This is a genomic window from Anatilimnocola aquadivae, from assembly GCF_049819085.1.
GTDB lineage: Bacteria > Planctomycetota > Planctomycetia > Pirellulales > Pirellulaceae > Anatilimnocola.
In genome coordinates this window covers 3,993,758-4,008,149 of sequence record NZ_CP187419.1, presented here as the reverse complement: position 1 = coordinate 4,008,149, position 14,392 = coordinate 3,993,758, and the positions used below count along the sequence as shown (strand labels likewise).

General features: G+C 58.0%; 12 protein-coding genes and 1 tRNA gene. 3 read left to right on the top strand and 10 right to left on the bottom strand.

Translation table 11 applies throughout. The features are described 5' to 3' along the window. Positions 1–22: 22 nt before the first annotated feature. The 7 genes from NA78x_RS15975 to NA78x_RS15945 all read right to left on the bottom strand — a co-directional run bounded on the left by NA78x_RS15975 (position 23) and on the right by NA78x_RS15945 (position 5,605). Complete coding sequence (locus NA78x_RS15975; RefSeq protein ID WP_425613363.1) at positions 23–952, bottom strand: DUF1559 domain-containing protein; 930 nt, start codon at positions 950–952, stop codon at positions 23–25. Positions 953–1,153: 201 nt separating this feature from the next. Beyond that, complete coding sequence (locus NA78x_RS15970) at positions 1,154–1,912, bottom strand: phytanoyl-CoA dioxygenase family protein (protein WP_425613362.1); 759 nt, start codon at positions 1,910–1,912, stop codon at positions 1,154–1,156. Between the two features lie 11 nt (positions 1,913–1,923). Further along, a complete protein-coding gene (locus NA78x_RS15965) occupies positions 1,924–3,129 on the bottom strand; it encodes an NADH-quinone oxidoreductase subunit D (RefSeq protein ID WP_425613361.1) in 1,206 nt (401 codons plus the stop codon). Between the two features lie 121 nt (positions 3,130–3,250). Next, positions 3,251–3,781, bottom strand: a complete 531-nt coding sequence (locus NA78x_RS15960) for an NADH-quinone oxidoreductase subunit C (protein ID WP_425613360.1) — start codon at positions 3,779–3,781, stop codon at positions 3,251–3,253. Positions 3,782–3,862: 81 nt separating this feature from the next. After that, positions 3,863–4,534, bottom strand: a complete 672-nt coding sequence (locus NA78x_RS15955) for an NADH-quinone oxidoreductase subunit A (protein ID WP_425613359.1) — start codon at positions 4,532–4,534, stop codon at positions 3,863–3,865. 36 nt (positions 4,535–4,570) lie between these two features. Beyond that, a complete protein-coding gene (locus NA78x_RS15950) occupies positions 4,571–5,053 on the bottom strand; it encodes a DUF2203 domain-containing protein (protein WP_425613358.1) in 483 nt (160 codons plus the stop codon). Positions 5,054–5,077: 24 nt separating this feature from the next. Further along, on the bottom strand, positions 5,078–5,605 hold the full coding sequence (locus tag NA78x_RS15945) for a 4Fe-4S binding protein (RefSeq protein ID WP_425613357.1): 528 nt from the start codon (positions 5,603–5,605) through the stop codon (positions 5,078–5,080). A 531-nt stretch (positions 5,606–6,136) separates the two neighbouring features. On the opposite strand from NA78x_RS15945, the gene csrA reads away from it, so the two are divergent. The 3 genes from csrA to NA78x_RS15930 all read left to right on the top strand — a co-directional run bounded on the left by csrA (position 6,137) and on the right by NA78x_RS15930 (position 7,817). Next, entirely contained in the window at positions 6,137–6,346 is a 210-nt protein-coding gene (gene csrA / locus NA78x_RS15940; protein ID WP_425613356.1) for a carbon storage regulator CsrA, read from the top strand. Between the two features lie 189 nt (positions 6,347–6,535). Beyond that, positions 6,536–6,608 (top strand) — tRNA-Glu (locus NA78x_RS15935). A 159-nt stretch (positions 6,609–6,767) separates the two neighbouring features. Then, positions 6,768–7,817 carry a ferrochelatase gene (locus tag NA78x_RS15930; protein WP_425613355.1) on the top strand — a complete coding sequence of 350 codons (1,050 nt, stop codon included), beginning with the start codon at positions 6,768–6,770 and terminating at the stop codon, positions 7,815–7,817. Positions 7,818–7,820: 3 nt separating this feature from the next. On the opposite strand, the gene uvrA is transcribed toward NA78x_RS15930, so the two are convergent. From uvrA to NA78x_RS15915, 3 genes are all read right to left on the bottom strand, one after another. Further along, entirely contained in the window at positions 7,821–10,718 is a 2,898-nt protein-coding gene (gene uvrA / locus NA78x_RS15925) for an excinuclease ABC subunit UvrA (protein WP_425613354.1), read from the bottom strand. Between the two features lie 100 nt (positions 10,719–10,818). Further along, entirely contained in the window at positions 10,819–11,904 is a 1,086-nt protein-coding gene (locus NA78x_RS15920; protein ID WP_425613353.1) for a hypothetical protein, read from the bottom strand. 782 nt (positions 11,905–12,686) lie between these two features. Continuing rightward, on the bottom strand, positions 12,687–14,378 hold the full coding sequence (locus NA78x_RS15915; protein WP_425613352.1) for a sulfatase-like hydrolase/transferase: 1,692 nt from the start codon (positions 14,376–14,378) through the stop codon (positions 12,687–12,689). Between the last annotated feature and the right edge of the window lie 14 nt (positions 14,379–14,392).

Here is a 14,392-nt window from a genome sequence, read left to right as displayed (position 1 = left end):
GAGAGTGCGTACTCCCTGAGAACTAGAAATCGCCGACGACTTCGCCACCTTGGCGCGTACTGAGGGCTTTGTAGGTGACCAGGTTGATGCTGTTGGTGATCGACCGGACCGAGCCATCGGCCAGTGCGGCATTCACGACCGCGGGATGATAGCTGCGGGCATACAGCGCCTGTGTGCCGGCACTTGTGGCCACGGTCGTTTGCGGAGCGTTCTTGATCGTCACGCCTTGATAGCCCTGCGTATCGGGGACCGTGGTGTTGGGCGGATTGAGGGCCGTGAACCAACTGTTTCCTTCCCACGAGTTGCAGTAGCGACCGCGTAGGTCGTTGGCCGCAGCCGAGTCAGGCACGACGCAAATCTCACTCGCCAGCAGCGTGCTGGAAGTACCGTCGGTGATATCGGCCAGGCGGTGGAACGACTTGGTGTAAAAGATTCCTTCGAGCGCCAGGCCGCCCGTTCCATAGGCAGTGGACCCCGAGCAGACGGCGTAGTTGACGTGCATCCCTTGCATCACAGCTACGCCACCGACGGTGTTGGTATCACGGGTCTTCGTCTTCGGGCTGTTGCCGTCCGAAGGACAGATCAGCGCTTTGATGATGGAGTCTTTATTCGGGCAGAGAAGTGCCCAGTTGCCGTTGCCTGGTTGCGCCGCGACATACGTCTCGTACAGATTCTTTTGCTCGATGAACGGGAGCATTGGCTGCACCCAACAACCGCGAATCCAGGGCGCATCGTTCGCATAAAAGTTGTTCCACTGCCCGGGCGGCAACCGCAGGTGCGTATCGTGGTAATTGTGCATCGCCAGGCCAATCTGCTTCAGATTGTTCTGGCACTGCATCCGCCTTGCCGCTTCTCGGGCGGCCTGCACAGCGGGCAAAAGCAAGGCGACCAACACACCGATGATCGCGATCACGACCAACAGTTCGACCAGTGTAAAACCGCGACGTTTCATGGCACCCTCGTGGCGAATGATAAGACAGCCAAACGAGTCACTGCGGGGAGCGAAGCTTGCGCTGCGGCAACCCGTCGCTAAAACTAGCGGTTCGCGCAGCGATGGACAAGAAGATTTTCAGCAGATTTCACGAGGAATCGACGGCTGTTATCACCAGTCGGGCACGTTTTGGGAAATGCGACCAGGCTGAAACTTCGCTTACTAACTAGTTCTGTTGTTGCCTTCACTGCAGCCTGGAATGAACCGTTGCCACTGGTAGCCATCGGCCAGCTGAGGACTGGCGGCGAACTCCAGATGCAAGATCCGGCGATGAAGTTTGGTTTCGGGAGATGACTCGCCGCTGGAGTGACTGACCAGCGGACGCATCGCGAGGGCATCGCCACGATTCGCCAGAATGGTTATTGGCTCGACATTTCCAGCGGCGATCTCTTTGCCGGTGAGATGCGAGCCGGGAATCACGCGCAGCGGACCGTTCTCGCCGGTGACATCGTCCAAATGCAGTCGAATGGTAAGCATCGACTGCAATAGCTCGACGGGAGCAATCACGTGCGGGACGTTCGCCTTGAATGTCGGTCGCGTGAACTGCTGACTGGGCAGCGAGTTGTCCTGCACGGCAATCGTCAGGTCCTTATGCCACGGCAGCCACCAAGAGCGACCGGGGGGCTTGTCGAAGAAGAGCCCGCGCACCAGTCCGAAGTTTGGTCCGAGGATCGCGGGTAAAAATTCCGCCAAGGGTCCGTGCTGCCAAAGCTGAGCAACATTGGGAAGCAGATCGAGCGGGTTGCGGGCCGCGTAGACCGTGCCGCGACTTTCGAGCGGACTTCCTTGCTCGCTGCCTTGAGCCAAGGAGGCAGTGAACAGAACCGCTAGTTCGTCCGCATGTTGCGGAGCGATGGCCCGCGGAATGATCGTAAAACCATTCCGCGAGACTTCATCACAGAAAACTTGCGAGGGCTGCAATGGTGGCAACCTTAGCGATCGATTTCGCCCATCACGATATCGAGCGAACCAACAATAGCGGGAACGTCAGCAATGAGGCAGCCTTTACACAGTTCGTGGGTCACGCTCAGGTTGCAGAAGCAACTACTGCGAGCTCGCACGCGCCAAGGAATGGTCGAACCATCGCTGACAATGTAGAAGCCCATCTGACCGCGAGGTGCTTCGGTTTCGAGGTAGGCATCGCCCTTGGGCAGCTTGGTGGCCAGCTTGATAGGAGTGCCCCAGTCGCCGGTGGACTGGCTGTACTTTACGAAGGCCTGCCGCACGATGTCGATCGACTGCACCACTTCGAGCATGCGGACGTAGAACCGGTGCCAGCAATCGCCGAGCACGGCTTCTTTCGGCACCGCGGGATAGTTGTGATCCTTGGGATAGGACCCGTTCTTTTGCACGATGACTTCGAAGGCGTAGCCGTCGTACATTTCGGTGTAGCGTTCTTCACCATCGCGGCGCAGGTCGTAATCGACGCCGCTACCGCGAAGCACCGGTCCTGTGCAACCGTAGTCGAGAGCCATCTCGGGGGAGAGAATGCCGATGTTGGCAGTTCGCTTGACGAAGATGGAGTTGGTCGTCAGCAGCGCGTGATACTCTTGAATGATGGGCTCGAACTGCGTGAGGAAGTCTTCGCACTTCTGAATCCAACCGCGCGGCAAATCGGCGGTCACACCACCGGGCGTGAGATAGCTGTAGGTGAGTCGTGCGCCGCAAGCTTCTTCGAACAGATCCAAGATCTTTTCGCGTTCGCGGAAGGCGTACAAAAACGGGCTGAAGGTGCCGAGATCCAAGCCGTAAGCGCCCATGCCGACGAGGTGGCTGGCGATGCGTCCCATTTCGCAAATGATGACGCGCAGGTGGCGAGCTTTTTCGGGCAGGTTGTAGCCCAGCAGTTTTTCGACACAGAGCGACCAACCCAGATTCATGTTCATCGCCGCGAGGTAATCCATGCGGTCGGTGTACGGAATCCACTGGCGGGGCGTCAGGTTCTCGCCGATTTTCTCGGCACAGCGATGCAGGTAGCCCAAGTGGGGTTCGGTCTGCGAGACGATTTCGCCGTCGGTTCGCAGGACCAGCCGCAACACGCCGTGCGTACTGGGGTGCTGAGGTCCCATGTTGACGAGCATTTCGTCGGTACGAACATCGAACTCGACAACGCGGGGATCATCTAGGTAGGTGGACATAATCGGAAGTCGGGAGTCAGAGGTCGGGAGTCAGTTTGACAAACTCCCTCTCCTCGGTACTCCGGGGAGAGGGCTGGGGTGAGGGGCTGAGCCGCTTGCGACTCACCATGCCTCTGTGCGCTTACCTTCCACGCATGCCGTGATACTCGAGCGGCATCTCGTAGTCGCGACGCAGACCATAGCCCACCCAATCTTCCGGGCACAGAATGCGGCGGAGATCGGGGTGACCAACGAAGTTGATGCCGTTCAGATCGAACACTTCTCGTTCGTGCCAGTTGGCACCCGACCAAACACCGGAAACCGTGGGTAATTCCGGCAAGTTGCCGGGCTCGTCGTTCTTCCAGCGAGGCAACTGCACCTTGATTACCAGCGAGTGCTTCTTGCTGATGCTCGACAGGTGATACACCACTTCGGTATGGGGCTCGAAGCCAGCCTTGGCAGCCTTCTTCGCATCGGGCTCAAACCAGTCGATGCCGGTGATACAGTTCAGCATTTCGAACTTGCCATCGGGATCGGCCTTCAAGTGTTCGCATACCGCCACCAGCGCATCGGGGGCAACTTCGATCCAGGGATCGATGGCGGTCAAGTTCGTGGCGGTGATCTTATCGCCGAACTTCTTCTTCAATCGTTCGATCAGGTTCGAACCACTCATGATTCACTCTTCTTAAACAGGCTGACGAGCCTAATGATCTCTGGCAGAAAATGGCTGGCGAAGCGCTACTCGAAGCCAGCTTTAGGCCGACAAGTACTGCGCGTCGTCCAAGGGATCGGTGGCGGGTGTCCGGGCGAGCGATTGTTGTTGACGTTCGCGACTAACGGCACGTACCCAGTCGAGATCGCCGCGCATCCAGACATAGGCAAAGCCAATCATCAAGATCGCGAAGAAAGCTCCGATATCGACGACGGTCACCCATGCCAACTGCTGCATCCCCTTGTGGAAAATGCTGCTCGAACGCTCGATCGGATCGGTCGCGGTGACTTCGTCCTTGAGCGAAGCAGGAACTTCGGTGGGGACAGTCGGATTGCGGATGCCCATTTCGCGATACATGTTCGTGGCGTCTGGTGTGAGAGCCAATTGGCCATCGACGCGATTCACGACGGGAAACTCGGGCCGCATGGCATTCGTGGCTTTGCCAAACGTGGCTGCCCAAGGAAAGAAGAACGCGACTTCGACATCGAAAATGATGAACAGCAGCGCGACGACATAAAACCGCAGGTCGAACTGCACAAAGCTGGAGCCGATCGTAGGCTCACCGCATTCATAGATTTCGGTCTTTTCAGAGTGTGGATCGGCGGGGCGCAAAAACTTGCCGACGAGCAGGTTCACAAACAGGAAGATGATGCCGGCGCCAGAGAAGAGCGCGAGGTAAGCGACAACATTAACCGACGAGGCAATTGCAGACATAGTTCATCCAAAAGTTTGTCTGGCGACAAGCAGCAGTTACTCAGCTTGTTCCGGACCTGCGAACGTATCGAAACCGCCAACCTCTTCGTGAGCGACTCCGGCAACCAGCGACTGCCGGCCGGCGAAACCACCATCGACTGTGTGCCAGTGAGTCACTTCGGGCTCACCCAACTTCCAGCACAGATAAACCAGACGGCCTTCCATGAAAGCCGGAAAATCTACGAGGCCGTCGACCGCCCCCTTGGGCTCCAAGCCCAGCGAGCGCAGTTCGTCGATGTATTCTTGCAGCCGTTGCGAATCCGCAATGACGGCCTGTTGCATACTGGCCAGTTCATCCGAATAAGGATCACCGGCTTTGGCGTCCTTGCGAGACTTAAACGCAGCCAAGCGAGTGCGACGCTCGACCACGTCGCGGGCGAGCATCGTGAGATCCGTCGTGATGGCGCGAACCAGCGGGAGCATGGCATTGGCCTGCTCAATGGTGAAAACCTTCGCGGGTTGTTCGCTGTTGACTGGCATTTCGCTCGCTTTGCTTCCTCAGGTCTACTGATTCGGACCGCCGTGCACAGGCTCCGCGATAACCTTGGACTCGGAGACTGCGGTGGGATTGAGCGTGGCACGACCCCAGGCAACATCGAGCGGCAAGCGGGAAAAATCGACGATGCAGCCATCACGGCTGTAGCAGCTCAGGTCGTGCGTGGCACCCATAAAGATGCAGTCGACTGGGCATGGCTCCACGCACAGTGCACAGAACATGCACTTACTGTAATCGATCGTAAAGCCCGTGATCTTGAAGCCCTTGCCCCCTTCGACACGCTCTTTGCCGATGTAGATGCAGTCGACCGGGCAGGCTTTCGCACATTGGTCGCACGAGATGCAAGTCGTCAGGTCGTAACGATGAAAGCCACGGTAGCGATTGGCTACCGGAACCGGCTTTTCGGGATATTCAAAACGCTCGGTAAATGCACCACGCTCGGGCTGATAGGTAATCAGCCAGTTGCGAAGTGTCACATACATACCATGCGCCACGGTGGCGACAGCCAGCCAGATGTTGCGCAGCCAATCGAACATGTCGAGGAGCTTTCCAGCAAAAATGAGTCGCAATCGACCTAAATCGCCCGTACACAAGGAAATAGCAGTTTCCCAGCGAGGGTTTGCACAGAATTATAAGGGGACAAGCCAAGCCCGCAAGCGTAGGTGCCGGTGGAATCGTGGTTCGAGGTCGGCATTCAGCGAAAATGTCCCAAGTTGTGACGGGGATTCAAGTTGTCGTCAGATCTACTGCAGTCCAGCCATCGGATGCACATTCGAGTCCAGATCGAGCCAAACCCACATTCGACACAACTATCCACGGTGTTTGCGGGCTCCGTGAATTGCTCTAACTGGTTGCGATGCCAGCGTTAAAAAGCGAAAAGAATTTGGGGAAAACTTTCACCACTTGACACGGCAACCTTGACTCTCGGAATTCCCAATCCACAATAAAGAGAAGGATTTCCGCGCCTGCGGGTGGTGAACGATTGTCAGCATTGCACCAAGGTGATCTGTAGGACAGGAAATCTACGCGGCGAACTAGGACCGCGCTTACTGCGAAGGAATCGAACAATGTTGGTGTTGTCACGCAAAAAGAACGAGAGCATTGTCATCAACAACGACATCACGATTGTCGTTGTTGAGATCCGGGGCGACAAAGTTCGCCTCGGGGTGGAAGCACCCAAAGAAGTGCCAGTCCACCGCCGCGAGGTGTACGATGCGATCAAACGCAACGAAGCAGCTCATTTGGAACAATCCGGCCCTGCCGGCGCAGAAGGCTAAGCTGGCGCTGGGAGGCATGTTTGCCCGGCGCTAGGTCAGTTGCAACTTCTTCGTTTCTTGGTGTCCGCCTGGCGAAGTTTGGTGAGCCCCACTTGACGCTCCCCGCCTCTCGCCGATATACCTCATGCTTCGGTTTTGAATCCTTGCCGCGTTGGTTCCCTGGACCATCAGCCGTGAGTTCATTCACCTGGCCCCATCGTCTAGCGGTCTAGGACACCGCCCTTTCACGGCGGTAACACGGGTTCGAGTCCCGTTGGGGTCATTTCAATTTTCTTCTGCGGCGATTGTTGCCAATTGGGCGACAATCTCTCTAGCCGCAATGTTGGCAGGCAACATGCTCGTCAGTTGCCTCTCAGCCATCAGTTGCTAAAGTGCAAAGAACTTTTTCTCGCCCCTTGGCCTCGCATTGATATCTCTCCGTATGACGTACGACGCTCTGCTGCTGGTTTCCTTTGGTGGTCCGGAAGGTCCGGACGAAGTCATGCCGTTTCTGGAAAACGTGCTGCGGGGGAAGAATGTGCCGCGTGAGCGGATGCTGGCTGTCGCGGAGCACTATCAGCACTTTGGCGGAGTGAGCCCCATCAATGAGCAAAACCGAGCTTTGCTGGCGGCTCTCAAAAATGAGCTAACGTCACATGGCATCGACCTGCCGGTTTACTGGGGCAATCGCAACTGGCACCCAATGCTCGCCGACACGCTGGAAGAGATGAAGCAAGACGGCGTCAAGCACGCGCTGGCGTTCTTTACGTCGGGTTTCAGTTCTTACAGTGGTTGCCGGCAATATCGCGAGAACATCGCGGTCGCCCAGCAAACGGTCGGCGACGGAGCCCCAGCGGTCGACAAACTGCGAGTGTTCTTCAATCATCCGGGCTTCATCGAACCGATGATCGAGCGCGTGCGGGCGGCCTTCGAGCAAATTCCTGCCGAGCGGCGTGAGCAAGCGGTCCTGCTGTTTACCGCGCACAGCATCCCGCTCTCGATGGCCACCAACTGCAAGTACGAGACGCACTTTGCTGAGGCTTCGCGGCTCATCAGTGAAGGCGTAAACCACCCTCAGCATCGGCTGGTGTATCAAAGCCGCAGTGGGCCGGCCAACCAACCCTGGCTGGAACCCGACGTGGGCGATGTGCTCAAGGAGTTAGCTGCTGCCGCTGGTGAAGTGCGCGATGTGGTCGTCGTGCCCGTTGGCTTCATTTCCGACCACATGGAAGTGATGTTCGATCTCGACTACGAAGCGCTGCACCTGGCGGAAGAACTCGGTTTGAATCTCGTGCGTGCGGGCACGGTCGGCACGCATCCTCGGTTTGTGACCATGATTCGCGAACTGATCGAAGAGCGCATTGCTGCTGCGCCCAAATTGTCGCTCGGCGCGCTAGGCCCCAGTCACGATGTTTGCCCCACCGATTGCTGCAAGTACGAACCGCGCCGACCGATGCCGCCGGCGGCCGAATCACGCCCGACAGCCTGCTGAGTACTATCGCAACAGCGGTTTCAAAAACTTGCCGGTCAGGTTTTCGGCCTGGGCGGCTAATTGCTCGGGCGTTCCCGCGAACATGATCTGGCCGCCTCCATCACCGCCATCGGGCCCCAAGTCGATCAGCCAATCGGCCGATTTGATCACGTCCAGATTGTGCTCAATCACGAGCACGGTATTGCCCCGGTCGACCAGTTTTTGCAGCACGCCCAGCAGCAGGCGAATGTCTTCGAAATGCAAGCCTGTCGTCGGTTCATCCAGCAGATAGAACGTCCGGCCTGTTTCTGCTCGGGCAAGTTCCGTCGCTAGCTTCACCCGCTGAGCCTCACCGCCCGAGAGTGTCGTGCTTGGTTGACCAAGTTTTAAGTATCCCAGCCCGACATCGCGCAAGCTGACAAGCGTGCGCTCGACGTGCGAGAAGTTCTCGAAGAAGCCCACCGCTTCATCGATGGACATTTCCAGAATCTCCGCAATGTTCTTTCCGCGATACAGCACCTGCAGTGTTTGGGCATTGAAACGCTGGCCGTTGCACGTCGGGCAAGGAACGAAAATGTCAGGCAGAAAGTTCATCTCGATCCGCTGTACACCTTGCCCCTGACACGTTTCGCAGCGACCACCGGCAACATTAAAGCTGAAGCGATTCGGCGCGTAGCCCAGTTGCCGAGCGTCCTTGGTGGTTGCAAACACCTTGCGAATTTCGTCCCACAAGCCGGTGTATGTCGCGGCGTTGCTGCGGGGCGAACGGCCCAGGCCCCGCTGATCGATTTCAATCACCTTGTCGATCTGCTCGGTGCCGGTAAGTGATGAATGTGCTGCCGGCTTCGGTGCCACTCCACCAAGCTTGCGAATTAAGGCCGGCGCCAGGGTTTCGTTGATGAGCGAGCTTTTGCCCGAACCGCTAACACCGGTGACGGCAATAAACAGCCCCAATGGAAAGGTCGCGGTAACATCGTGCAGGTTATTGGCAGTGCAGCCGGCAAGCGTAATGGTTCGGGACAGATCAGCCCTACGTCGCTCAGCAGGAACAGCGATCGATTGCCGACCGCTCAAATAGGCCCCCGTTAGCGAAAGCGGATTCGCGGTAACTTCCGCGGGTGTCCCTTCGGCGACAACACGCCCGCCGTTGCTTCCCGCACCGGGCCCGATATCGATCAACCAGTCGGCGGCATGCATCATGGCCTCGTCATGCTCCACAACTAGCACCGTGCTGCCGTTCGTCTGCAGATCTCTCAGCGCCGCGATCAGGCGGTCGTTATCGCGCGAGTGCAGCCCGATCGAAGGCTCGTCGAGGATGTAGAGGATTCCAGCGAGCCCCGCGCCGATGCCCGTGGCCAGCCGCACACGTTGAAACTCGCCACCGCTGAGTGAGTCGCTCGAGCGAGCGAGCGTGAGATAGCCCAGCCCCACTTGCTTGAGAAAGCCGAGCCGACTGCGAATCTCTTGCAGAACTGGCTTAGCAATCTCCTGGTCGTGTCCACTGTAGTGAAGGCCTTGAAAGAAGGTCGCGGCCGCGTTGATCGACTGCTGCGTGATGTCGTGAATGGTCTTACCCGCCACGCGCACGCCGAGTGCTTCCCGGCGGAGTCGCGAACCGCCACATTCCTGGCAAGCAACCTGCCCGCGATACGCTTCGAGATGCTCGCGTCGAGTTTCATCGGTCGCGGTCGATAGCTCTTGCTCCAGCAGCGTCATGACACCCGGATAGCGACTCGGCTTCTCCGCCGGTTCGCCATACAGAACTTGTGTGAAGAGTTGGTCGTTCAAGCCGCTCCAAAGAGTATCCGCATCCTGTGAGTTCGCAACCAGAAACGCCTCGACCGTCGCCCGCAGTTTTTTCACGGCGGCATTCTTCAGACCTGCCCACGGAGCGACGACTCCTTTGCTGAGCGACAACGCACGATTCGGCACCACCAGCTCGGGATCGAACTGATTCAAATGGCCCAGCCCTTCGCACTTTGGGCAGGCGCCATACGGGCTATTGAAACTGAACGTCCGCGGCTCGATTTCGGCCAGATTCACTTGGCAGTTAGGGCACGCATACTTGGTGCTGAAGAGCTTGTCGGTCCACAGCCCCTCCGTCGTCGTGCCTGCCGCCCGCGCTTGCTTTTCAATCTCGGGATCGAGGTAACAGGCAACGAGAGCACCCTCGCCATGTCGCGCGGCCAGTTGTAAAGACTCGCCCAGCCGCGAGCTCACTCCCTCGCGAATGACGATCCGGTCGACGACGGCCTCAATCGTATGCGCCTTGCGAGCATCGAGTGGCGGTGCGGCGTCGAGTTCTACCAGTTGCCCATCGATCCGCGCTCGTACGAGCCCCGCCTTGCGAATGGTCGCCAAGGCTTCGGCATGTTGCCCTTTGCGACCGCGCACGATCGGCGCGAGCACCAACAGCTTCGTTCCTTCAGCCAGCGAGAGAAGTGCTTCCTGCACTTGCTCTAGCGATTGCTGGCGCACGGGCTCGCCGCATTGATGACAGCTGACGTCGCCCAGGCGAGCCATCAACAACCGCAGGTAGTCGTAGATCTCCGTCGTCGTCGCAACGGTGCTGCGCGGGTTTTGATTGCCGGGACGCTGATCGATGCAAATCGTCGGCTGCAGCCCTTCGATCGAATCGACATCGGGCCGCTGCAACTGAGTCAGGAACTGCCGCGAGTAAACACTCAGGCTCTCGATGTATTGCCGCTGTCCTTCAGCGTAGAGCGTATCGAAAGCGAGGCTGCTTTTGCCGGAACCGCTCGGGCCGGTAATCACTACGAACTTGCCGTGCGGAATATCGAGATCGACGTTCTGCAAGTTATGCGTGCGAGCCCCGCGAATCGAAATGTTCGTATTCGTGAGCGAACGATCGGCGAGCGAATCGCTCGTCGCAATCACCGAGTTGGAGTTCTGGCTGGGCATGGTTCAGTGCTGGTCACAGGGGGACGTTCAGGCACTTTGTATGCTACCGCCAGATCACTCCAGGGACAGGGGACTGCGACAAGCGATGCGACTCTCGATGTTACCGACCCGCGAGCGGCCGTGTTGGTTTCGCCGCTTGCTCGGTCGAGCTCGCTTGCCAACCCGAATAGCTCGCCAGTTGCTGACGAGCAGCGATGTACTCACTCGCGGCCGTTTTCACTGCTCCAGGCAACTTACTGGGAATGCCAGGCTGGCTGGGAACGTACAGAAGTCGTTCGAGCCAGTCGTGCGGAATCTGTTGATCGTTGTCACCCACGAGCACTTGAAAACCGCGACCAAAGGGCGTCTGCGGGCGATTCACGATTTCGTCCAGCTTCTCGCGAGCGACGATCCGCAGGTTCGCTTCCGACCGGGCGAATTCAAATGCCGTCTGCTGCGCGTCGGCATCACCGTTCACGTAGAGGGGGACGAGAAAGTCTCGCTGACCAACGCGTTGGGCATTCTGACCTCGCAAGCGCCCCTCGGCCAGGCAACGAACGTGCAAGTAGTCGCCGCGCCAGTTAGCCGGCACCCGCCACATCATATTGACCGTGGTGGCACCTTCCAGCAACTGGCGGTCGGTGGTGTGCAGTTTGAAGTAGACGCCCGTGCCGCGAAAAACAGTTCCGCTGGCAACGACCGTTTCGAGTGCTGGCAGCCGTTCGAACTTGCGGCTGTTATTCTCCTTCAAACCTTGCCCAAAGTGCGCGGCCGCGTTCGTCAGGTTTTGATATTGCCCGGCGAGATCCAGTCCGACAGAGGACGAGTCTTCTCGACCTTCGTTTATCGACACTTTGCCTGCAATGCTGGTATCGCGAGCCGAGCGCGGCAGATAGTCGTGCACTAGCATCGTCCGCTGCAGGCTCTGCACCTGAAACACGAACTGCGTCACATCGCGCTCATCGCCAGCGACGATCATCGACGAAATATCGATTCGCGACTCGACCAGTTTCTCGCGCGGTTCGTACACAGGCGGAGCGAGGGGAATTTCTCGCACGGCGACGGAATAGGGCGCGTCGAATTGCACGCGCGGCCCGGTTGCTGTCTGAGCTTGCACCACTGGCCCCACGCTGAGCAAACCCAGGCTGCTCACCACCAGCGAGCTGAGTCGCACGGCGGCTGACCGAGAGAGAAGACCCACTGACATGGCTGCACACTCCTGCTTACGAGGACTGCACCTGGGCCAATCTTGGACTGAGACCGCTCGCGCCGTTACAGCGCTCTCGCAGTGGCTCCCTCCTGGAGCAAACAGGCAATTGAATTTGCGTTTCTGGCGAATAATTTGCCGCTAGCCAGCTGACCTCCGCTGGCTCAGAACTCGAACTTCCAACGATGGCGTCCTGCTCTACGCAGCGTGCCCGTCGTTGGTTGGCCAAGCAGTTCGCTGGCTCGGCTGAATACTAGCCGCCACCAGTGCCAAATCAAGTTTTGTCCAGTCAAGTCAAACTGTGCGGGCCAAGTGCTCCAGGCACTCTTTGCCTGTTATGGCAAACTCGCTTCATTCAGCTTGGTGCTAGCTGCCCTAGCTCTTGGGAAAACGCTCTGGCCAATGCAGAGCGACCTGCAGAGACCGAATAACCCATCGCTTTTGTCCAAAAACCAGCGAGGTTATTGGACGCGTCCTTCGTGGTGGTTTGCGTCGCAACTCATTGCCATTTCGGCGTTTCTGGCAAGGCTAGCACATTTCTCCACTCGCCTTTTTGTCCAATAACCGGGTAGTTTTTGGACAGGCCGTGGTTTTACGGCACCGGTTGTCTGCTGCTTTGCTAAACGCGCAATCGCGGCCAGACGTTCGGCCTTCGTCACAAGACGCCCATCAACCATATTGTAGAAGAACTCGCAACTATCTTCTACATGTAGTGATTGTTTGTCAATAGAATAGGTTTCAATTTATTTATAATTGACAATCCGAACCTAATCAATAGTCGCTTACTTGGCGTTCGGATTCTTCCCGCCTGACGTGACGAACTCTTCGCGTGAGAGGGAGCCGCTTTTATCGGCATCGAAGGCGATAAAGCGTTTGGGGGCTTCGTCGGGGTCGGGTTGATTGGCCAGGAACTCCTCGCGGGTTAGCTTGCCGTCGTTGTCTTTGTCGCGGCCAGCGAACATGGTCGTGCGGTTTTGGGTTTTCTTCGCAGGCTGCTTGTTGGCATCTCCAGCCTGCTTCAGCTGCGGCTTTGCCTCGGGATGTTTAGCCAGGATCGCTTTCAGCTCGGCGACAACCGCAGGTTGATCGGCGGCGAGGTTCTTGGTTTCGAGCGGGTCGGCCTGGTAATCGTACAGTTCGAACTCGGCAGTCTTGGAGTCAGCGCCGGCATCTTTCCATTCGACCAGGCGATAGCGAGGCGTGCGAATGGCGCGGCCAATGCGACCACCGCGGGGATAAACGTGGATGATCGAATCCCTGGTCGTCGCCTGCGGATCCTTCAGAGCCGCGGTAAAGCTGCTGCCATCGACACTTTTCGGCGCGGGCAACCCGGCCAGTTCGCACAGCGTGGGATAGATATCGACGGTCTCGGCAAAGGCCTTGGTTCCTTCGCCAGCCGCTTTCGCCTTTGGCAGGGCCACGATCAGCGGAATGCGGGCGGCCTGCTCGTAGTTCGTGTGTTTGCACCAAATGCCGTGATCGCCCAAGTGCCAGCCATGATCGCCCCACAGGACGATGATGGTGTTATCGGCGAGGCCGGAATCGTCGAGGGCTTTCAGCACGCGACCTAGTTGAGCATCCATGTAGCTAGTGGCGGCATAGTAGCCGTGAATGAGCGTCCGCTGCACATCGTCGGGGATGGCTCCCTTGGCGGGCATGTCTTTGTAGTTGCGTAGTTCGCCACCAAACTGCGGAGCATAGGAAGGGGCACCGGCCGGCGCTTCGGTGACCTTCGCCAATTCGATTTGCTTGGGATCGTACAGGTCCCAGTACTTTTTCGGAGCACAGAACGGCAGGTGAGGCTTCACGAAACCAACGGCCAGAAAGAATGGTTCGTTGGGCTTTTGCTTCGCAGCTTGCAGGCGCGCGATGGCTTCGTCGGCGACTTTGCCATCGCCATATTCGGAATCTGGCACGTCAGCCGATTCATAAGCAGCCCCCTTGGGCAAGTTCGCAGGGTTCTTGTTTTCGAACAGCGCTCCCTCGCGCGTAGGCAGGGCTTTGTTCTCTGGCAACGCGTACCCAATCGACTTCGCCTGAAAGTGTGGCACGCTCCACGAGGGTTTGTCTTCGTGGTTGCCGTGTCCCACGTGAAAGATCTTGCCGATTCCTTCCGTGCGGTAACCGTGCTGCTTGAAGTACTGCGGCAAAGTAACGGCATCGGGAACCGAGCGCCGGAAGTTCGTCGCCAGATCGTAGATGCCCAGCGTTTGCGGCCGCAGCCCAACTAGCAACGAGTTGCGCGAAGGTGAACACACCGCCTGATTGCAATAGGCACTATCGAAGCGAACGCCACGGCTGGCGAGCCGATCGATATTCGGTGACTTGGCAATCTTGTCGCCGTAGCAGCCCAGTTGCGGCTTGAGATCGTCGACGCAGATCAACAGCACATTGGGCTTCGCCGGATCCGCGGCCCGCGCCGCGACAACCGTGAAGCCAAGGGCGACCGCCAGGGAGAGGAGAAAGTATTTCATGAGGTCTTCCTGCA

Bases quoted from the DNA above. Each gene is read 5' to 3' on its own strand.
- NA78x_RS15975 (WP_425613363.1), bottom strand. From the start codon at position 952: ATGAAACGTCGCGGTTTTACACTGGTCGAACTGTTGGTCGTGATCGCG.
- NA78x_RS15965 (WP_425613361.1), bottom strand. From the start codon at position 3,129: ATGTCCACCTACCTAGATGATCCCCGCGTTGTCGAGTTCGATGTTCGT.
- NA78x_RS15960 (WP_425613360.1), bottom strand. From the start codon at position 3,781: ATGAGTGGTTCGAACCTGATCGAACGATTGAAGAAGAAGTTCGGCGAT.
- NA78x_RS15955 (WP_425613359.1), bottom strand. From the start codon at position 4,534: ATGTCTGCAATTGCCTCGTCGGTTAATGTTGTCGCTTACCTCGCGCTC.
- NA78x_RS15950 (WP_425613358.1), bottom strand. From the start codon at position 5,053: ATGCCAGTCAACAGCGAACAACCCGCGAAGGTTTTCACCATTGAGCAG.
- NA78x_RS15945 (WP_425613357.1), bottom strand. From the start codon at position 5,605: ATGTTCGATTGGCTGCGCAACATCTGGCTGGCTGTCGCCACCGTGGCG.
- csrA (WP_425613356.1), top strand. From the start codon at position 6,137: ATGTTGGTGTTGTCACGCAAAAAGAACGAGAGCATTGTCATCAACAAC.
- NA78x_RS15930 (WP_425613355.1), top strand. From the start codon at position 6,768: ATGACGTACGACGCTCTGCTGCTGGTTTCCTTTGGTGGTCCGGAAGGT.
- uvrA (WP_425613354.1), bottom strand. From the start codon at position 10,718: ATGCCCAGCCAGAACTCCAACTCGGTGATTGCGACGAGCGATTCGCTC.
- NA78x_RS15920 (WP_425613353.1), bottom strand. From the start codon at position 11,904: ATGTCAGTGGGTCTTCTCTCTCGGTCAGCCGCCGTGCGACTCAGCTCG.
- NA78x_RS15915 (WP_425613352.1), bottom strand. From the start codon at position 14,378: ATGAAATACTTTCTCCTCTCCCTGGCGGTCGCCCTTGGCTTCACGGTT.